Origin of the sequence: Bordetella petrii, assembly GCF_017356245.1 — a bacterium.
Taxonomy (GTDB): Bacteria; Pseudomonadota; Gammaproteobacteria; order Burkholderiales; family Burkholderiaceae_B; genus Bordetella_A; species Bordetella_A petrii_D.
Genome location: NZ_JAFMZZ010000001.1, coordinates 1,878,595 through 1,897,056, shown reverse-complemented (window position 1 = coordinate 1,897,056; position 18,462 = coordinate 1,878,595). Strand labels below are relative to the sequence as shown.

Sequence of the window (18,462 nt, the reverse complement as noted above, 5' to 3'; positions counted from 1 at the left end):
GCACCGTGTCACAGGGTCAAAGACGGCCATCGGCCGCAAGCGTGCCCGGCACGCGCCGCCCTTGACTGGGAGCACACCGTGACACACTGACGGCAAAGCAAAGCCGCCACCTGTCTCAACAGCAGAGAATGGAAGTGGGGTGACGTTGAGCGCGCATCGCGCGCGCCGCGTCAGCGATACGCAAGGCGGGCTTGACCCGTCCCGTCAGGGATGAGCGAAAAGCGAACCTGGAGCAGCGCGGCCCGGCCGGGAGACGCACTACGCGGTCATTCCATCAACGCGGGAAAGTGCTGTTCCAGCACGCCCCATCGGACACGGATCTTGCGCAATTGCACCTGCGCATTGCCAACCGAATTGGCCGCCCCTTCGTACCGAGCCACGCATCGTACGATCGCATCCATGCCGTAGAGGACGCGGACTTGGTAGCGAATGTCTGTGCCGAAGGTGAGCTTCAATACCTGTCCCGCCCGCGGCCTGGCGCGCTGTCAAACGTGCCTTTCATTCAAGGCCGCTTGCACCACATCCAGTACGTCACCTGTGGGGGGAGCGAGCATTACCCAGAAGGACCCGTCATGGACTATGCCCTCACCGTGCTTTGCTTGTTGTCCCGGCAAGACGTACAAGGCGTTTGGTACACCGATGACACCTACCGAGACGGCGTGACGTTGCAAGCGATGACGCACCACACGGGTCACGCGCTGATTGACCCGTTCATCGCCATCGGCAAGACCCTTGGCGGCAAACCTGTGTAATACCCCTGTCGAATCAGGGCAGGCCATGGACACTTAGCGTCGTACATCCATCGACTGCCGCGCATAAAAAAGCGCGCCGCACCCGGATACGACATGGGGCGGCGCGCCAGACGCATCAGTCCGATGCGGGTTCGACCATCGCCTGCAAATGTGCGAGGACGCCGGGCTCGACAAAGACGCAAGGTTGTGTGTTTTCAATCGGCACGTTGAACACCTGAGCGAATGCTTCGCGCCGCAGATGGGCCACTCGACCTGTGCGATAAGCGTCTTCGGGTTTCATGCACCCCGATTTCACGCCACCACTACGCGCTGGGTCGCATTCAACCAAGGCGACGAAGCCATCCTTAAACACTTGTTCGTGCTCACGGCACAGGCCCCAGCCGGTAACCGTGTGGTGCTCCATGCATTGACGCAGACGCTTGTCCAGCAGCAGACTGCCGGTATCGAAAGTGGTGCCGCACACCAGGCAGACATGCTGCTCCAGCGAAACGTGGGATTTGTCGCTCATGACCTTCTCCGGTAACTGGGCGGAATTGCCCGGATAACCGAAGAGGCACGGCGCAGCGCACGCCGTCACAGGGTCACAGACGGCCACCAGGCCGCCAGCGTGCACAGCACGCGCCGCCTTTGACGCGGAGCACGTCGTGGCATGATGGCCTAAAAGCAAGGCCGCCCATTCATTCTCCAACAGCAGATGATGCGGGTGCCCTGTGTCGCCTTACAAGGCAAGTCTATTGATTGACGTTGCATGGTCTTGACTATCTGCGCAACGCCTCAAGGCACACTGCGAGGGATACGGCGCAGCATTTCGACATTCCTCTATGCATTAATTCAACAAACGTTGTATCATGGAAATATGAACGAAGCTCAAACTGTCTCCGCACTTAGCGCCTTGGCCCACACGCAACGCCTTCGGGTGTTTCGCGCCTTGGTTATTGCTGGCCTAGAAGGCCTGACGCCCAGCGTACTGGCCGAGCAACTTGCTGTGGCCCGCAACACTTTGTCCTTCCACCTGAAAGAACTCACTCATGCAGGTCTTGTCACGGTTGAGCAGCAAGGCCGCAACCTCATCTACCGCGCCGACTTTGCCCAGATGAATGGGCTACTCGGCTACCTGACTGAACATTGCTGCCAGGGCGGCGTATGCGAAGTCTCCGAATCCTCTCACTGCGACTGCTGACACCATGACGACCGATACCACCTACAACGCGTTATTCATCTGCACGGGCAATTCGGCCCGTTCCATCCTCGCTGAAGGCTTGCTCAATGGCTTGGGCAATGGCCGTTTTCGTGCCTATTCTGCGGGTAGTCATCCCAAGGGCGAAGTTCACCCGTTAGCGTTAGCGACGCTGGAACGACTGCATCTGCCTGCAACGGGCTACCGCAGCAAAAGCTGGGACGAGTTCGTCGCGCCCGACGCGCCCGTGTTTGATTTCATCTTCACGGTTTGCGACAACGCTGCGGGGGAAGTTTGTCCGATATGGCCGGGCAAACCGGTATCGGCTCACTGGGGCGTACCAGACCCTGCAGCAGTTGAAGGCCCCGAAGAACAGCAACGCAAAGCCTTTTCCGACACCGCCATGGCGCTTCGCCGACGCATTGAATTGTTCATCTCATTGCCTTTCCAGCGCCTGGATAGCCTGTCGTTGCAACAAGAGTTGCGCGACATCGGCAAGAAGTGAGGCACTCATGACCGCAGCGATTGAAACGGCCCGACTCACACCGGTGCCAACGATGAGCGTATTCGAGCGCTATCTGACGGTATGGGTTTTCCTGTGCATTGTCGTGGGCATTGCGTTGGGGCAATTCGTTCCCGACGTATTCCAGGCCATTGGTCGCATGGAGATCGCCCAGGTCAATCTGCCTGTCGGTATTCTGATCTGGGTCATGATCATCCCAATGCTGCTGAAGGTCGACTTCAGCGCATTGGGACAGGTCAAACAACATTGGCGCGGCATTGGCGTCACGCTGTTTATTAACTGGGCAGTCAAACCGTTTTCGATGGCGTTGCTGGCATGGATCTTTATCCGCCATGTCTTTGCCCAATGGTTGCCTGCAGAACAACTTGACAGCTATGTCGCAGGGCTCATTCTGCTAGCTGCTGCTCCCTGCACAGCCATGGTGTTTGTGTGGAGCCGACTGACCGGCGGTGATCCGGTATTCACGCTGTCACAGGTCGCACTGAATGACACCATCATGGTGTTTGCGTTTGCACCCATTGTCGGGTTGCTGCTCGGCCTTTCTGCCATCTCCGTGCCGTGGGACACGTTGTTGGTGTCGGTCGCCCTCTACATTGTGGTACCTGTCATCATCGCTCAACTCTGGCGCAAGGCACTGCTGCGCAAGGGCCAAGCAGCCTTTGATCAAGCACTGGAACGCATTGGCCCGCTATCTATTGCGGCCTTGCTGCTGACACTGGTGTTGCTGTTTGCCTTCCAGGGGCAAGCCATTCTGCAACAACCGCTGGTCATCGCCATGCTGGCCGTGCCTATCCTGATCCAAGTATTTTTCAACTCGGGGCTGGCCTATTGGCTCAACCGCCGCGCAGGTGAAAAACACAACATTGCCTGCCCGTCAGCCTTGATCGGAGCGAGCAATTTCTTCGAGCTGGCCGTGGCGGCTGCCATCAGCCTGTTTGGTTTTGAATCGGGGGCTGCACTGGCCACCGTGGTCGGCGTGCTGATCGAGGTACCCGTCATGCTGCTGGTGGTGCGTATCGTCAACCAAAGCAAGGGCTGGTACGAAGCCAGCGCCAGCGTTTCCCAGAGATAAGCCGGAACTACTATGAGCAACATTACGATCTACCATAATCCCGCCTGCGGCACATCCCGCAACACCCTGGCTCTGATTCGCAACAGCGGCGAAGACCCCACGGTCATCGAGTACCTGAAAACACCGCCTACGCGCGCAACACTGGTCAAGCTGTTGGCCGATGCAGGCTTGAGCGTGCGCGACGTGCTCCGCGAAAAAGGCACACCGTATGCCGAACTCGGACTAGGCGACCCCAAATGGACCGATGAACAGTTGCTCGATTTTATCGAACAGCACCCTATCCTGATGAACCGCCCTATCGTCGTCACCCCGATGGGCACGCGTCTATGCCGCCCATCGGAAATCGTGCTGGACATTCTGCCCCAACCGCAACGTGGTGCGTTCACCAAGGAAGACGGCGAGCCTGTGATTGATGCCGAGGGTCGTCGTGTCTAAGGCATTGCAGATGGATCTACCCAATATCGGCACGGAATTATTCCAACAGCCCGATACACAGCGGTTATTCACCCCGGCGCGTGCTACCCATGCCCCGCGCTTTCTGCTGCTCTATGGCTCGCTGCGCGAACGCTCGTATAGTCGCCTGGCCGCCGAAGAAGCCGCGCGCATCCTGCATGTCCTCGGTGGTGAAACTCGCCTATTCAACCCCTCTGGGCTGCCGCTGGTCGATGATGCGCCCGCCGATCACCCCAAGGTACAGGAGCTACACGAACTCGCGCAGTGGGCTGAGGGCATGGTGTGGTGCTCGCCCGAACGCCATGGTGCGATGACCGGCCTGATGAAAACCCAGATCGACTGGATACCGCTTTCAGTCGGTGCGGTACGCCCCACACAAGGCAAGACACTGGCCGTCATGCAGGTATCCGGTGGTTCGCAGTCGTTCAATGCGGTTAATCAGATGCGTGTACTGGGCCGATGGATGCGTATGCTGACGATTCCCAATCAATCGTCGGTTGCCAAAGCGTGGCTAGAGTTCGACGAAGCCGGACGCATGAAGCCGTCGGCCTACTACGATCGCATCGTAGACGTGATGGAAGAACTGATGAAGTTCACGCTGCTGACACGCAATGCCACAACGTATCTAGTGGACCGCTATAGCGAACGTAAGGAAAGTGCCGAGGAATTAAGCAAGCGCGTGAATCAAAAGAGTATCTGACCGAGAAAAGTGGGGCCTGCGTTTCCACGCAAGCCCCAAGATGGATTAGTCAATCAAGCGCATGATGGAGCAGCTCTCAGGTAATTCATACGCATACTGGCACAACAAGCGATAGTGCTCAGCCAAATCTTCGTCGGGAAAAGACTCCAGAATTTCATAGATGCCGAACAATGTCGCCACGATGCCAGCCGTCTCGGACGACACCGTTTCATTCGACCAGTTCAGCGCCCACTGCAAGCGCATGGGTTCAGGGCGATGCGGCGCCATGAAATACGCACCGTTCGATACCGCGTAATACTCCCGGTATCCGCCGTTGTAGTCCTGGCACCGTCGGCGCATCCATTCAAATACCGCACGCTCACCATAAAAGTAGCTTTGCTCGGTAAAGAGTTTAGGCAAGAAGTTCAGACGAGCCGGACCAGTGATGGCCGAAGCTGTTAAGGAAGTCGTCGTATTCATCGTTTTCTCCGGTAATCAGAGCGGAATTGCCCTGTCTCCGGGGAACAGGCACGGCGCAGGGCAGGACTCAAGGGGGCACCGGCCTATCGGGCCGCAAGCGCCGCCGGCGTGCAGCCCTTGAATCCGAGAACGCCGTGACACACTGACCGGAACGGCAAGTCCGCCACCCACCGTCTCGCTGCCATTTGGTGCAAGTGCGAAGCACGCGCAGGCCCGAAGCGATAAGTCGGGTCGAAGGTGTCAACCGAGCGCAGCGAGGGAATAGTGGATACCCGCATGGGGCGAAACTCTGCAAGAGGTTCGAAGCGAAGTGCGGTCCGGCCCTATTGCTTGGCCGCGGATACCTGTTCAGCGGCGCGGCAATTGCAAAGTCTATTTGCTTCGGTATCACGATGGAAACTACCAACGTCGCGTTACCGGCAATGTGCCTAATGCGACCATGTGGAGGCTGTCGTTAGGACACTTGAAGCGTTGGGCCAACTTAGTCTTAGACCTGACCGATAGCCAATAAGTGACCTGGGTATCTGCAACAATTACAGGATTTTGCGGATAGGTCGTCAGGGGTACGAAGAAGGGGAAGGGGCGGCCCTCAGCCGATACGTTAAGCGCGGCAACAGAGCTAGGAGCCTCTACTGTGTTGATCGCTGGTATGGGCTGATCACTGCTTACTTTAGTGATGACAGCATTTCCCGTCGCAGAATCGCATTGATGCGAGACTGATAGCCTTTGCCTTGCGACCGCAACCATGCTAGGACATCTGAATCAATGCGTACGGTGGTGGACGTCTTGGTCGGCTTATAGAACTTGCCGCGTTCAGCGGTCTTCCAGAACTCCGCCGTCAACGGAGGGATGTCGCCGTAATCGACATCCTCATCAGCGCGCGTCGACAGCGCGGCCAGTTCGGCTTTCTGTTTGTCGCTAAGGGGAGGCAGGTTAGCCAGATTTACCTCATGTTTAACGGATTTCTTGCTCATAACGTCGCCTTTCTTTCCTGTCGGCCCGTCTGGCCGAGATGATGCGGATAACTTCAATGGATTGATTGTCCGCGTTCAGTTCAAGAACGGTATGAGCCACCAGAAGCAGGAGATACCCATCCACCATGCCAAGCGTCTGCCAGCGTTGCTCGCCTCGTTCCACGCGATCCAGCCCAGTTAACGCCAAAGGGTCGGCAAACACCCGCATCGCGACCTCGAAGCTCACACCGTGTTTACGTAGGTTGGCTCCCGCCTTGGCAGCATCCCATTCAAACTGCGTGAACATACTAAAATGTTACTACAAAAATGTATTTCATGCAATGATCTTTCTAGCTCGTTGGGCTCAAGCACTTCGTTCTGTGCGTCCTCTCGCGTCGGCCCAAATAAGCCCGAGAATCCGCTTGAATACGTTGAACCATGCTGTGCTAAGTGTGCTTCCTACGGACAGTGCGGCAAGCTAGGTCTACCTGGTAAATAAGGAGGCGTGCCATGCCTGTTCACCATAGACTTGCCATCAGCCCCGCCCCATCGTCGTCTGACGCTGCGCCTGCGTTCTACCGTCTGCGTGACGTAGTTCGTATTGCCGCGTTGAGTCGGTCAACGGTTTATCGGCGAATCGCCGAAGGCCGTTTCCCCGCGCCGATTCATTTGGGTGGCCGTGCTTCCGCATGGCCGAGCAACGACTTGCAGGAATGGATTAACAGTCCCGATACTTATCAGGCCGTCAGGCTGCCCGCTCCGACGCCATAGATTGCTCCTCTCTGGGCAATTGAACTGCCTTGTGTCTGACTTTGAGCCGAGCCGGCTGCGCTTCGGGCGTGATGCCATCTACCGGTACGACCTCTTTGCCTGCGGCCAAGTCGTCCAGAAAATCGGACCATTCCTGAATCATCCTGCGTCGCTGCGCGAGAAAAACGGCGCGATCATAGCTACCGCCCAGTTCTTCATCTGAGACGTGTGCCAGATGGCGCTCGATTACGTCCTTATCCCATCCCAGGTATTCGCGGATGAGCGTTCGCGCAGTGGCTCGAAAGCCATGTCCCGTGATCTCCTCCTGAGTGTCGTAACCGAGCGTTCTCAAGGCACTGTTGATGGTGTTGTTGCTCATGTAGCGGCTGCCTTCTGAGCGTTTTGCCATGCTCCGAAAGATTGGCCCGGTGGGGCCGGTCAGCGGATACAGTTCTTGGAGGATCGCCATCGCTTGATGGGGCAGGGGAGTCAGGTGCGCGGGAGTCCGGTTATCGCGTTTCATCCATTCGCGCATCTTCATTTTTTCGGGCGGACTGCGCAGCAGCTCCTGCTCGAAATCGACATCCTCCCAGTCGGCCAGCCGTATCTGGCCGGGTCGTTGAAAGATTAGGGGTGACAGGAGCAGGGCGCTGCGCGTGATGACATGCCCGCTGTATGCCCGAATGTCGATCAACAGTTGAGCGAGTTTCTTGGGATCGGTGATGGCGGCATAGTGGCGACTACGCGGCGCTGGCAGTCCGCCCGTCCGATTGTTGACGAAGTTCTTGGCCGGCTCCAGGGCGCCGACATCGACCGCGTGTTGGTAGATATTCTGAACAACTTCGCGGACGCGCTGGGCGGTTTCAAGATGGCCACGCTCTTTGATGCGGTGCAGGCATCGCACAATTTCGGTGGGTTGAATGCTGTCGATAGTTAGTTTGCCGACCCAAGGGAAGATGTGCAGTTCTAGATGGCGGATAAGCTTGTTCGCGTAATCATCCGACCACACGCGGTCCACTTTGGACTGTGCATGCCATGCACGTGCCATGCGCTCAAATGTGTTGAGCCGGGAAACACGCTCGCGCTCTTCTTCCTGTCGGCGTGCCTGTTTGGGGTCGATACCACTGGCGCGTTTTTCAGCCTCGGCCCGCGCCTTTTGGCGAGCAGTGGCCAGCGAAACAACGGGGTAGCTGCCGAGTCCGAGTTTGGTCTTGGTGCCTTGATGTTTGTAGATATAGAGCCAGGTCTTGCCGGATGGGCGTACTCGCAGGTACAGGCCGTCGCTATCGGACAGTAAATATTCTTTACCGTGCGGCGTGGCGGTTTTGACTTTGACGTCAGTGAGCAGTCCCATGGGGTCCCCCCAAAATGCGATTTCGACGAAATCATTATGGGGGACCCCGTAGGGGACCCGCAAGCTTGGGATTTCTTGAGACGACTATGAACCCAGTGAGTCAGATTTTACCGATAAGCCCTTGGTTTCTAAGGTTTTTTAGGCTTGTTTGGGACGTTCTGGGGAAAATGAATGGTGGCCTGGGGCGGAATCGAACCACCGACACGCGGATTTTCAATCCGCTGCTCTACCAACTGAGCTACCAGGCCAACGAAGTCCGCAACTATACACAATTTTCTTGATTCTTGCAGGCGCTTCAGCCACAAACCGGCTTGCGGCCACTACCCTCGGGATTACCCGCAGAGGTATAATTTTCATCGACCTAATGTTACAAATGCGCCGACCCTCGCCGGGCGGCGCTTGCCGCGTCCCATGTCCGTCGCTGTTCTCGCTTTCGGCCTGAATCACACGTCCGCGCCCGTGTCGGTGCGCGAACGCGTGTCCATGCCGGTCGACTTGGTGCGGCCGGCGCTGGAAGGCCTGCGTTCGGCCTTTGGCGGCTCGGTGCGCGAAGCGGCCATCCTGTCCACCTGTAATCGCACCGAGGTCTATTGCGCCGCCGAGGCGCAGGTGGCCGAACAGCTGCCGGCGTGGCTGGCCGATCACAACCGCATCGAAGCCGTGGCGCTCAGCCCGCATCTGTACCGCCACCAGCAAGACGACGCGGTGCGCCATGCGTTCCGCGTGGCCAGCGGGCTGGATTCCATGGTGCTGGGCGAGCCGCAGATTCTGGGGCAGATGAAAGACGCGGTGCGCGCGGCCGGCGAAGCCGGTTCGCTGGGCACGCTGCTGCACCAGTTGTTCCAGCGCACTTTCTCGGTGGCCAAGGAAGTCCGTTCGCAAACCGCCATCGGCGCGCATTCGGTGTCCATGGCGGCGGCCGCCGTGCGGCTGGCCGAGCGCGTGTTCGGCAACCTGGACCAGGCTCGCACGCTGTTCATCGGCGCGGGCGAAATGATCGAACTGTGCGCCACCCATTTCGCCGCGCAGCGCCCGCGCAGCATGGTGGTGGCCAACCGCACCGCCGAACGCGCCGAAACGCTGGCCGGGCGTTTTTCGGCCGGCACCATGAAGCTGGCCGACCTGCCCGAGCGCCTGGCCGAGTTCGACGTCATCGTGTCCTGTACGGCCAGCTCGCTGCCCATTCTGGGCCTGGGCCTGGTCGAGCGCGCCACGCGCCTGCGCCGCCACCGCCCCATGGTCATGATCGACCTGGCCGTGCCGCGCGATATCGAACCCGAAGTCGGCCGGCTCGACGACGTCTATCTGTATTCGGTCGACGACCTGGGCCGCCTGGTGCAAAGCGGCACCGACGCGCGCCGCGCTGCCGTGGTGCAGGCCGAAGCCATCATCGAAACGCGCGTCCAGGGCTTCATGCACTGGATGCAGTCGCGCGAAGTGGTGCCCGTCATCCGCGACCTGCACCAGGCCGCCGAAGACGTGCGCGCCGCCGAACTCGAGCGCGCCCGCCGCCTGCTGGCGCGCGGCGAATCGCCCGAAGCCGTGCTCGACCAGCTGGCGCACGGGCTTACCCAGAAGTACCTGCACGGCCCGCTGGCGGCGCTGAACCGCAGCGAAGGCGACGAGCGCAAACAACTGCTCGCCTGGATGCCGCGCCTGTTCCCGGGCCGCGATTCGCGCCGTTAGCGCTGCTGCCGCAATGCCCGCCGCCATGGCGGGCGTTCGCTTTCCGGGCGCCCGCTTTCTGCCAATCCGCTATTTGTCTTCCTGGTATCCCTTATGAAATCTTCCATGCGCAGCCGGCTGGAACAGCTGTCCCACCGCTTGATCGAGGTTGACGCCCTGTTGGCCGAACCCGACACCGCTGCCGACATGGAACGCTTTCGCAAGCTGTCGCGCGAGCGCGCCGAGCTCGAGCCGGTGGTGCAGGCGTTCGCGCAGTTCGCGCGCACCGAAGACGACCTGGCCACCGCGCAGGAAATGCTGGCCGATCCCGACATGAAGGCCATGGCCGAAGACGAGATCAAGACCGGCCGCGAGCGCCTGGAAGGGCTCGAATCTGAATTGCAGCTGCTGTTGCTGCCGCGCGATCCCAACGACGGCCGCAGCCTGTTCCTGGAAATCCGCGCGGGCACCGGCGGCGACGAAAGCGCGCTGTTCTCGGGCGACCTGCTGCGCATGTATTCGCGCTATGCCGAACAGCGCGGCTGGCGCGTCGAGCTGATGTCCGAAAGCCCCTCGGAACTGGGCGGCTACAAAGAAGTGATCGCGCGCATCGACGGCGATGGCGCCTACGGCCGGCTGAAGTTCGAATCGGGCGCGCACCGCGTGCAGCGGGTGCCCGCCACCGAGGCGCAGGGCCGCATCCATACGTCGGCCTGCACCGTGGCGGTGATGCCCGAGGCCGACGCCATGAACGAGATCGTGATCAATCCGGCCGACCTGCGCATCGACACGTTCCGCGCCAGCGGCGCGGGCGGGCAGCACATCAACAAGACCGACTCGGCGGTGCGCATCACGCACCTGCCCACCGGCCTGGTGGTGGAATGCCAGGACGACCGCTCGCAGCACCGCAATAAAGACAAGGCCATGCAGGTGCTGGCCGCGCGCCTGAAAGACCGCGAGCTGCGCGAGCGCCAAAGCAAGGAAGCGGCCGAGCGCAAGAGCCTGGTGGGCTCGGGCGACCGGTCCGAGCGCATCCGCACTTACAACTTCCCGCAGGGGCGGGTGACCGATCACCGCATCAACCTGACGCTGTACAAGCTGCAGCAGATCATGGAAGGCGATCTCGAAGAACTGACCGGCGCCCTGATCGCCGAACACCAGGCCGAGCAGCTGGCGGCGCTGGGGGATGATGCCTGAAGTGGAGCAGCGCCCCATCCTGCAGGCTTTCTTGCAAGACCCGCGCCTGCCGCGCCTGGAGGCGCGCATGCTGCTGGAGCATGTCTTGCAGAAGCCGCGCGCCTGGATGCTGGCGCACGATACCGATCCCATCGAGGCCTGGCAGGCGCAGCAATACCAGGTGCTGGCCACCCGCCGGCTGGCGGGCGAGCCCATGGCCTACCTGGTGGGCCATCGCGAGTTCATGGGGCACGATTTCGCGGTAACGCCCGACGTGCTGATTCCGCGGCCCGAAACTGAGTTGCTGGTCGAGACGGCGCTGGCCTGGCTGGCCGACCGCCCCGAGGCCGCCGTGCTGGACCTGGGCACCGGCAGCGGCGTGATTGCCGTGTCGATCGCGCTGGGCGCGCCGCAGGCGGCCGTGACCGCCACCGACGCCAGCGCGGCCGCGCTGCAGGTGGCGGTGCGCAACGCGGCGCGGCTGGGCGCCCGGGTCGATTTCGCGCAGGGCAGTTGGTACGAAGCGCTGCCGGCACGCGCGCGCTACGACCTGATTGTGTCGAACCCCCCGTATATCGCCCGCGACGACCAGCACCTGGGGCGCGGCGACCTGCGGTTCGAGCCGCGCAGCGCCCTGACCGACGGCGCCGACGGCCTGCGCGACTTGGCCGCCATCATTACCGGGGCGGCCGGACGGCTGCGCCCCGGCGGGGCGCTGTGGCTGGAGCACGGCTGGGACCAGGCGGCCGCGGTACGGCAGTTGCTGGCCGCGGCGGGGTTCGGTCAAGTTTCCAGCCTGCGCGACCTGTCGGGCATCGAGCGGATTTCCGGCGGGTCCCTATAATGAGTTCATTCCGCCACCCCTGCTTTTCCTGTTTGTGAGACCACCATGAGCGACGTGCAAGAATTCATCCGCGACACCGTCACCCAGCATCCCGTTGTGCTGTTCATGAAGGGCACGGCCCAGTTTCCCCAGTGCGGCTTTTCGGGCCGCGCCATCCAGATCCTGAAGGACTGTGGGGTGAAGAAGCTGGTCACCGTCAACGTGCTCGAAGACGACGAAGTGCGCCAGGGCATCAAGGAATATTCCAACTGGCCCACCATTCCGCAGCTGTACGTCAGCGGCGAGTTCATCGGCGGTTCGGACATCATGACCGAAATGAACGACAACGGCGAACTCAAGACGCTGCTGGAAACCTCCGGCGCCACCACCGCATGACGTCTCCGCGGCGGCTGGTCGTCGGCATCACGGGCGCCACCGGCGCCCTGTACGCGGTGCGCCTGCTGCAGGCGCTGCGCGGGGTGGACGACGTCGAGTCGCACCTGGTGGTGTCCGCCTCGGGCGTGCTCAACATCAAGCATGAACTGGATGTCGGCCGCCACGATGTCCAAGCGCTGGCCGACCACGTGCACAGCGTGCGCGATGTCGGGGCCACGCTGGCCAGCGGCGCCTTCCAGACGGCCGGCATGGTGATCGTGCCGTGTTCGATGCGCACCCTGGCGGCCGTGGCGCACGGCCTGTCCGACAACCTGATCACGCGCGCGGCCGACGTTACGCTGAAAGAGCGCCGCCGCCTGGTGCTGATGGTGCGCGAAACGCCTTTCAACCTGGCGCACCTGCGCAACATGACCGCCGTTACCGAAATGGGCGGCATTGTTTTTCCGCCGCTGCCGGCGTTCTACCACCGCCCCGCGTCCATCGAGCAGATGGTCGACCACACCGTGGCGCGCGTGCTGGAATTGTTCGACATCCACGTGCCGGGCCCGCACTGGGAAGGCATGTAGCCAGCGCGGCCAGGTGTCTGACTCCCGCAGGGTGTCAGACACCGTACGACTGAGATAGCTGTGGCGTACAGCGGTGTCAGGCACCCTTCGGGAGCCTGGCACCTGGCCTTGCCGCTATGCCGCCAGCAGTTCTTCCGGGGCCCGGGGCTTGGGATACGTTTTCTGGTAGTGCACGGTAAAGGTCTTGAAGGCCGCCAGCGCCTTGTGCGGGTCGTGGCCTTCCTTGACCAGGAAGCTGTCGAAGCCGACGCGCGCCTGGTAGTGGATGGTGTCGATCATGACATCGCCCAGCGCCCGCAGTTCACCCTGCCAGCCATGCCGCGTGCGCAGCAATTGCGCCAGCGAATAGCCGCGCCCGTCGGTGTAGACGGGAAAGTCGATGGCGATGAAGGCGATGCCTGCAGGGTCTACCCGGCCGTCCGCGCCCACCAGCTCGTTCAGGTCGGTGGCCGGAGCCAGCAGCACGGCCACCGGATGGCGGCGCTGGCGCAGCGTGTCGCGCGCGGCGGTCCACACAGGCAGCGGCACGATCCAGCCCGGTTCGTCGGCCGGCAGCTGCGCGCCCGGCTCGGTGCCGGCTTCGGGGGCGAACACGCGCCAGTCGTTGGCCTGCAGGCGGCCGTGGCGGATCAGGCGCGCGGCGTCGGGGTTCGTGGCAATGGCATCAAGCATGAGCAGCCTCGCGGGATTGCGCCGGGGCGGCCTTGGCCACCGCCGGATCGGAATAGACATCTTCTTTGAAGGGCGCGATGCCCAGGCGGTCGACCACGTCGATGAAGCGCTCGGCGTCGCTGTCGCGCAGGCGCAGGTAGGTGCGCACCAGCCGCTCGACGACGTCGGGCACCTGTTCGCGGGCGAACGAAGGGCCGATGATGCGGCCGATGGCGGCGCCGCCGCCGCGCAGCGATTGCAGGTCGGGCAGCGGCTTGGCCGCGCCGTTCTGGCGGCCGCCGATGGTGACCTGATACCACTCTTCGCCGTTCTTATCCACGCCCAGGATGCCGATGTGGCCCACGTGGTGGTGGCCACAGGCGTTGATGCAGCCCGAGATGTTCAGGTCGAGCTCGCCCACTTCGAACAAGTAGTCCAGGTCGTCGAAACGGCGCTGGATGGCCTCGGCCACCGGGATCGACACGGCATTGGCCAGCGCGCAGAAATCGCCGCCGGGGCACGAGATGATGTTCGTTAGCAGCCCGATATTGGGCGTGGCCATGTTCAGCGCGCGCAGTTCCTGCCACAGCTCGAACAGCTGGGCGCGGCGCACATCGGCCAGCACCAGGTTCTGTTCGTGCGACACGCGCACCTCGCCGTAGCCGTAGCGTTCGGACAGGTCGGCCACGGCTTCCATCTGCTCGGCCGTGATGTCGCCGGGCGGCACGCCGGTGGGCTTGAGCGACAGGGTGACCGCGGCGTAGCCGGACACCTTGTGGCCATGCACGTTCTTGCGCAGCCAGCGCGCGAAGGCCGGGTGCGCCGCGGCGTGCATTCCGGTGGGGTCGGGCTCGCCGGCGGCGGCCGCGTCGTAGTCGGGCCAGGTGAAGCGCCCGGCAATGGTGTCGACGTATTCCTGCGTCAGGGTATCGGGGCCGCCCTTGGTCAGCTGCCATTGCTCGTCGACCTGTTGCGCATAGGCCTCGGGCGTCAGGTCCTTGACCAGGATCTTGATGCGCGCCTTGAACTTGTTGTCGCGCCGGCCGTGCATGTTGTACACCCGCAGCGCGGCCTGCAGGTAGGTAAGCAGGTGCTGCCATTCGACGAACGGGTTGATCAGGTGGCCCACCATGGGCGTGCGGCCCAGGCCGCCGCCCACCCACACGCGAAAACCCAGCACGCCGTCGCGCTCGACCGCCTGCAGGCCGATGTCGTGCACGCCCACGGCGGCGCGGTCTTCTTCGGCGCCGCTGACGGCGATCTTGAACTTGCGCGGCAGGAAGGCGAATTCGGGGTGCAGGGTAGACCACTGGCGGATGATCTCGCACCACACCAGCGGGTTCACCAGCTCGTCGGGCGCGATGCCGGCGAAGTGATCGGACGTGGTGTTGCGGATGCAGTTGCCGCTGGTCTGGATGGAATGCATCTGCACCTTGGCCAGCTCGGCCAGGATGGTGGGCACGTCTTCCAGCTTGGGCCAGTTGAACTGCATGTTCTGGCGCGTGCTGAAGTGGCCGTAGCCGCGGTCCCAGGTGCGCGCGATGTGGGCCAGGGTGCGCAGCTGGCGCGCGGCCAGCAGGCCGTAGGGAATGGCGATGCGCAGCATGGGCGCATGGCGCTGGATATACAGGCCGTTTTGCAGGCGCAGCGTGCGGAAGTCGTCTTCGGTCAGCTGGCCGGCAAGAAAGCGCTGGGTCTGGTCGGTGAACTGCGCGACGCGCTGTTCGACGAGTTGCTGATCGACGGGGTCGTACACATACATGGCAGGTTGCCCTTCTTGGAACGCCCCGGAGGGCGCAAGGGAACAGCCTGCGGCTTGCAGCGGCCCGCAATGGTTGCGGCGGACACGGACACGTGCCGCCGCCCGGCGCCGCAGGGTTCTATGCTCATAACCGTAACAGCCGCTAGATTGGCTTGTCTAAGTCATTCTGGTAATAAGAATAGAAGCCCGCCGCACCCTGTGCCGCAGGCCGGGCGCGGCCATGCCGGCGGGTTCAGGCGCCGGGCGCCGGCGGGGCGGTTTCGGCCAGCGACGGGCGTTGGCTGAAGCTGGCGTACCAGGCGGCCAGGCCGGGGTGGCTGCTGCGCCAGTCGTAGTCGGCGTAGCGGAAATCCAGGTAGCCCAGCGCGCAGCCCAGGGTCAGGCTGCCGATGTCCAGCCGGCCGGCCAGCGAGGCCGCGCGCCGTTCGAATTGCGCCAGGGCGTCGGCCACCTTGCCCATCTGGCCGTCGATCCAGCCGCTCCAGCGGTTGGGCTCGGGGCGCACGGTGATTTCGTAGCGGGCCAGCAACGCCGCGCCCAGGATGCCGTCGGCCAGCGCCTGGTCGGCCAGCGCCTGCCAGCGCGCCGGGCCGGCGGCCGGGAACAGCGCACCGCCGCCCAGGTCGTTCAGGTATTCGCAGATGACCCGGCTGTCGTACAGCGCCTGGCCATCGTCGGTGATCAGGGTGGGCACCTGGCCCAGCGGGTTGCTGGGGATGATGGTCTGGTCGCGGTTGACCGGGTGCGCGGCGCTGGGCAGCTTTTCGATCCGGCCGGCCAGGCCGGTTTCGTGCGCCACCGCCAGGCACTTGCGTACAAAGGGCGAGGCGGGCGAAAAATAGAGTTTCATGCGGGTTCCTTTGGTGGGGGCGCGGGCAAGATGCCGTGGCGCCAACCCATCGAAGGTTAATGCTTATGCCCGGGCCTGGATAGCGCCAGGCTTACGCCCGGAACCGGGCGTTCGCATACGTATGAATTACGCCGCCGCCTGCGGCTGGCAGGGCGAGAACTGGCCGGTGCCGGGGTCGCGCAGGAACAGCAGGCCGGTGGCCACCCCGAAATAGGCGCCGTGCAGTTCCATCTGGCCCTGTTCGACCCGGCTGCGGATGGACGGGAAGGTCATCAGGTTTTTCAGGCTGTGTTCCACCACGGCCCATTCCAGCCGCTGGATATCGGTGTCGCGGTCGCCGGTGCGCGGGGTGGCTTCGGCCACAGAGGTGACCTGCGACATCCATTTGCCGATGAAGTCGATTTCGGTCAGCGGCTTGGCGTCGTCGAACACGGCGCGCACGCCGCCGCACGAGGCATGGCCCAGCACCACGACATGTTTCACATTGAGCGCGCTGACCGCGAATTCGATGGCCGCGCTGGTGCCGTGCAGGGACGAGGATTTGGCCTCGCCTTCGTACGGAGGCACCAGGTTGGCGACGTTGCGGATCACGAACATTTCGCCGGGGCCGGCGTCGAAGATCACTTCGGGCGACACCCGCGAATCGCAACAGCCGATCAGCAGGATTTCGGGGCTTTGCCCGGTTTCGCCCAGCTGTTCGTAGCGTTTGCGTTCGTTGTGGAAGCGGCCGTCGAGAAATGCCTGGTAGCCGTCGGAAAGTCGTTTCGGAAACATGGGACGTGTCCTTTTGTTGTTATGGGGTGGGTACCCTGCCATTTTCCCACACCACCCTTACAGGCTACTGGGCGGCCCCCGGCTTGCGGGCGGCGGCCGGCGCGGGCTTATTGGGCCTTGATGTCCATGGCGGTAAAGCGCGTGAAGGCGTGCGGAGTGGTGGCCAGCACCTGCCAGTTTTCCCCGGGCGCCAGGGCGGTGTCGCGCCGCCCCGTGGTGCGGCCGACTTCGCGGCCCTGGGCGTCGTACAGCACAAAAGTAACCGTCAGGCCCTGCACGGCCTTGTCGCCGTGGTTGGACACGATGCCGGTAATGACCGAACTGCCGTCGGCCTGGCGGGTGGCGGCCAGGTTGTCGATGGACACGCCGTACGGCAGGCTCTGGGCGGCGGCCGCGGCGGACGCCGCCGCCAGCGCCAGCGAAGCCAGGATCTTTTTCATGGTGGTCCTCCGGGGCGCATGGCCCGTGTTCCACCATAGAATGCCGCGCCCGATGGCGCAAGCGCGCGGCGCGGCAGTGTGTGTCAGCTGGCAACCGGGGCAGGCAGCTGCCTGCCGGCCGGTTACACGGTCGCGATGGGCGTGACCGGCGAGCCGATGGCGTGCGGCATGCGCAGCGGCGGGGCGGTCAGCATGAAGTGGCGCCGGCCGTTGGCGTGCAGCCAGTCGGCCAGGTCTTTCAGGTACCACAGCTCGGCCAGCGGCAGGCCCAGCTTGAACAGGCAGTGGTGGTGCAGCGGCAGCATGGCGCGCGGCCCCTGGCGGTCGCGCGCGGGGTAGGCCTCGACCGCGTAGTTGTCGGCGCAGATCGCCACGATGCCGCTGTCGGTAATCCATTGCAGCAGGGCCGCGTCGGTGCCGTCCAGGGCGGCGCCGTAGGCGTGCAGCACATCGGGGTCGGGCTGGCCGGCCATTTCGACGACTTTCTCGGCGAACCCGGTGCGCAGCACCAGCATGTCGCCGGATTCGACGGCGATGCCGTCGGCTTTCAGCACCTGCATCAGTTCGGCATGGCCGATCAGCGTGCGCCCGGTGCCGAAGTGGCGCGCCAGGTCGAGCAGCACGCCGCGCCCCTGCATGCCCTGCCAGGCCAGGTTTTCCACGCCCAGCTTCAGCGCGGCCGAGGGGCCGCCGCTGTTGCAGCCGCAGCCGGCGTGGTCGGCGTCGGCCGGCCCGATGATGTCCGCGCCGGCGCGGTAGCCGTTGTAGTAGCAAAGCTCGGCGCGGCCGTCGCCGTCGGCGTCGAACAGCGCGCCCACGTGGGCCAGCGAATCCCATTGGGTGGAGTACTGCATCGACAGCAGCACCTGGTCGTCGCTGAGCACGTCGACCGCGTCGGGGTTCAGGTTGCGCAGCGGGAAGTTCAGGTACGGCGTGTCCTGCAGCCGCGTGGGGCTGAGCTGGGGCGGGTGGCGGCGGGCGTTCAGCACATTGCCGCCCGGCAGGTCCAGCGGCAGCGACAGGCAGAACGTCTTGCCGGCGCGGATCTCGCGCGCGCCCTTGAGCACCTGCGCTTCGGTCAGCAGGTTCAGCCGGCCCAGCTGGTCGTCGGGGCCGTAGTCGCCCCAGTTCGAGCCTTCGGGACGTTGCTTCCAGCGTTGCATAGG

General features: G+C 63.1%; 24 protein-coding genes and 1 tRNA gene. 12 read left to right on the top strand and 13 right to left on the bottom strand.

Features of this window, described 5'->3' with window-relative positions; translation table 11 throughout:
- Positions 1–266 precede the first annotated feature (266 nt).
- Positions 267–455: a hypothetical protein gene (locus tag J2P76_RS09280; protein WP_151208991.1), complete on the bottom strand. Its 189-nt coding sequence runs from the start codon at positions 453–455 to the stop codon at positions 267–269.
- Positions 456–572: 117 nt separating this feature from the next.
- Between J2P76_RS09280 and J2P76_RS09275 the strand changes: the two genes are divergently transcribed.
- Positions 573–752, top strand: coding sequence for a hypothetical protein (locus J2P76_RS09275; RefSeq protein ID WP_151208990.1), 180 nt, complete (start codon positions 573–575; stop codon positions 750–752).
- Between the two features lie 115 nt (positions 753–867).
- Here the strand turns inward: J2P76_RS09275 and J2P76_RS09270 are convergent, their stop codons facing one another.
- Positions 868–1,260, bottom strand: coding sequence for an ATPase (locus tag J2P76_RS09270; RefSeq protein ID WP_081483037.1), 393 nt, complete (start codon positions 1,258–1,260; stop codon positions 868–870).
- 348 nt (positions 1,261–1,608) lie between these two features.
- Here J2P76_RS09270 and J2P76_RS09265 point away from each other — a divergent pair, with 348 nt between their 5' ends.
- Genes J2P76_RS09265 through arsH form a run of 5 tightly spaced genes read left to right on the top strand, consistent with a single transcriptional unit; the run spans position 1,609 to position 4,677 of the window.
- The gene (locus tag J2P76_RS09265; protein ID WP_041863198.1) at positions 1,609–1,932 is read left to right on the top strand and encodes an ArsR/SmtB family transcription factor; all 324 of its coding nucleotides are present in this window, start codon (positions 1,609–1,611) and stop codon (positions 1,930–1,932) included.
- A 4-nt stretch (positions 1,933–1,936) separates the two neighbouring features.
- Positions 1,937–2,434: an arsenate reductase ArsC gene (locus J2P76_RS09260; RefSeq protein ID WP_012251381.1), complete on the top strand. Its 498-nt coding sequence runs from the start codon at positions 1,937–1,939 to the stop codon at positions 2,432–2,434.
- Positions 2,435–2,441: 7 nt separating this feature from the next.
- On the top strand, positions 2,442–3,524 hold the full coding sequence (arsB, locus tag J2P76_RS09255) for an ACR3 family arsenite efflux transporter (protein ID WP_012251380.1): 1,083 nt from the start codon (positions 2,442–2,444) through the stop codon (positions 3,522–3,524).
- A 12-nt stretch (positions 3,525–3,536) separates the two neighbouring features.
- Positions 3,537–3,959: an arsenate reductase (glutaredoxin) gene (gene arsC, locus J2P76_RS09250; protein WP_012251379.1), complete on the top strand. Its 423-nt coding sequence runs from the start codon at positions 3,537–3,539 to the stop codon at positions 3,957–3,959.
- On the top strand, positions 3,937–4,677 hold the full coding sequence (gene arsH, locus J2P76_RS09245) for an arsenical resistance protein ArsH (RefSeq protein ID WP_012251378.1): 741 nt from the start codon (positions 3,937–3,939) through the stop codon (positions 4,675–4,677). Before arsC ends, arsH begins: the two co-directional genes overlap by 23 nt.
- Before the next feature lie 45 nt (positions 4,678–4,722).
- On the opposite strand, the gene J2P76_RS09240 is transcribed toward arsH, so the two are convergent.
- The 3 genes from J2P76_RS09240 to J2P76_RS09230 form a co-directional block, all read right to left on the bottom strand.
- On the bottom strand, positions 4,723–5,136 hold the full coding sequence (locus tag J2P76_RS09240) for an antirestriction protein (protein WP_012251377.1): 414 nt from the start codon (positions 5,134–5,136) through the stop codon (positions 4,723–4,725).
- Between the two features lie 665 nt (positions 5,137–5,801).
- Positions 5,802–6,110, bottom strand: coding sequence for a BrnA antitoxin family protein (locus J2P76_RS09235; RefSeq protein ID WP_012251376.1), 309 nt, complete (start codon positions 6,108–6,110; stop codon positions 5,802–5,804).
- Positions 6,091–6,396, bottom strand: coding sequence for a BrnT family toxin (locus J2P76_RS09230; protein WP_041863196.1), 306 nt, complete (start codon positions 6,394–6,396; stop codon positions 6,091–6,093). Before J2P76_RS09230 ends, J2P76_RS09235 begins: the two co-directional genes overlap by 20 nt.
- Before the next feature lie 203 nt (positions 6,397–6,599).
- On the opposite strand from J2P76_RS09230, the gene J2P76_RS09225 reads away from it, so the two are divergent.
- Positions 6,600–6,860: a helix-turn-helix transcriptional regulator gene (locus J2P76_RS09225; RefSeq protein WP_012251374.1), complete on the top strand. Its 261-nt coding sequence runs from the start codon at positions 6,600–6,602 to the stop codon at positions 6,858–6,860.
- Here J2P76_RS09225 and J2P76_RS09220 read toward each other — a convergent pair.
- Entirely contained in the window at positions 6,835–8,193 is a 1,359-nt protein-coding gene (locus J2P76_RS09220) for a tyrosine-type recombinase/integrase (protein ID WP_012251373.1), read from the bottom strand. The two genes, J2P76_RS09225 and J2P76_RS09220, sit on opposite strands and share 26 nt — an antisense overlap.
- Before the next feature lie 172 nt (positions 8,194–8,365).
- Positions 8,366–8,441 (bottom strand) — tRNA-Phe (locus J2P76_RS09215).
- Positions 8,442–8,604: 163 nt separating this feature from the next.
- Here J2P76_RS09215 and hemA point away from each other — a divergent pair.
- The 5 genes from hemA to J2P76_RS09190 all read left to right on the top strand — a co-directional run bounded on the left by hemA (position 8,605) and on the right by J2P76_RS09190 (position 12,819).
- Complete coding sequence (hemA, locus tag J2P76_RS09210; protein ID WP_207406601.1) at positions 8,605–9,879, top strand: glutamyl-tRNA reductase; 1,275 nt, start codon at positions 8,605–8,607, stop codon at positions 9,877–9,879.
- Between the two features lie 93 nt (positions 9,880–9,972).
- Positions 9,973–11,055, top strand: coding sequence for a peptide chain release factor 1 (prfA, locus tag J2P76_RS09205; protein ID WP_207406599.1), 1,083 nt, complete (start codon positions 9,973–9,975; stop codon positions 11,053–11,055).
- A complete protein-coding gene (prmC, locus tag J2P76_RS09200; RefSeq protein WP_431603388.1) occupies positions 11,045–11,878 on the top strand; it encodes a peptide chain release factor N(5)-glutamine methyltransferase in 834 nt (277 codons plus the stop codon). Before prfA ends, prmC begins: the two co-directional genes overlap by 11 nt.
- A 45-nt stretch (positions 11,879–11,923) precedes the next feature.
- Positions 11,924–12,253, top strand: a complete 330-nt coding sequence (gene grxD, locus J2P76_RS09195) for a Grx4 family monothiol glutaredoxin (RefSeq protein WP_207406598.1) — start codon at positions 11,924–11,926, stop codon at positions 12,251–12,253.
- Entirely contained in the window at positions 12,250–12,819 is a 570-nt protein-coding gene (locus J2P76_RS09190; protein WP_207406596.1) for a UbiX family flavin prenyltransferase, read from the top strand. The genes grxD and J2P76_RS09190 overlap by 4 nt, the downstream gene beginning before the upstream one ends.
- A 114-nt stretch (positions 12,820–12,933) precedes the next feature.
- Here J2P76_RS09190 and J2P76_RS09185 read toward each other — a convergent pair whose 3' ends face one another.
- From J2P76_RS09185 to J2P76_RS09160, 6 genes are all read right to left on the bottom strand, one after another.
- Positions 12,934–13,491 carry a DUF934 domain-containing protein gene (locus tag J2P76_RS09185; protein WP_207406594.1) on the bottom strand — a complete coding sequence of 186 codons (558 nt, stop codon included), beginning with the start codon at positions 13,489–13,491 and terminating at the stop codon, positions 12,934–12,936.
- Positions 13,484–15,232: a nitrite/sulfite reductase gene (locus J2P76_RS09180; protein WP_207406591.1), complete on the bottom strand. Its 1,749-nt coding sequence runs from the start codon at positions 15,230–15,232 to the stop codon at positions 13,484–13,486. Before J2P76_RS09180 ends, J2P76_RS09185 begins: the two co-directional genes overlap by 8 nt.
- A gap of 232 nt (positions 15,233–15,464) precedes the next feature.
- A complete protein-coding gene (locus tag J2P76_RS09175) occupies positions 15,465–16,082 on the bottom strand; it encodes a glutathione S-transferase (protein WP_207406589.1) in 618 nt (205 codons plus the stop codon).
- 126 nt (positions 16,083–16,208) lie between these two features.
- Positions 16,209–16,856, bottom strand: coding sequence for a carbonic anhydrase (locus tag J2P76_RS09170; RefSeq protein ID WP_207406587.1), 648 nt, complete (start codon positions 16,854–16,856; stop codon positions 16,209–16,211).
- A 107-nt stretch (positions 16,857–16,963) separates the two neighbouring features.
- Positions 16,964–17,296: an FxLYD domain-containing protein gene (locus tag J2P76_RS09165; protein WP_207406585.1), complete on the bottom strand. Its 333-nt coding sequence runs from the start codon at positions 17,294–17,296 to the stop codon at positions 16,964–16,966.
- A gap of 122 nt (positions 17,297–17,418) precedes the next feature.
- Positions 17,419–18,459, bottom strand: coding sequence for a cyclase family protein (locus tag J2P76_RS09160; RefSeq protein ID WP_207406583.1), 1,041 nt, complete (start codon positions 18,457–18,459; stop codon positions 17,419–17,421).
- Positions 18,460–18,462: the final 3 nt, after the last annotated feature.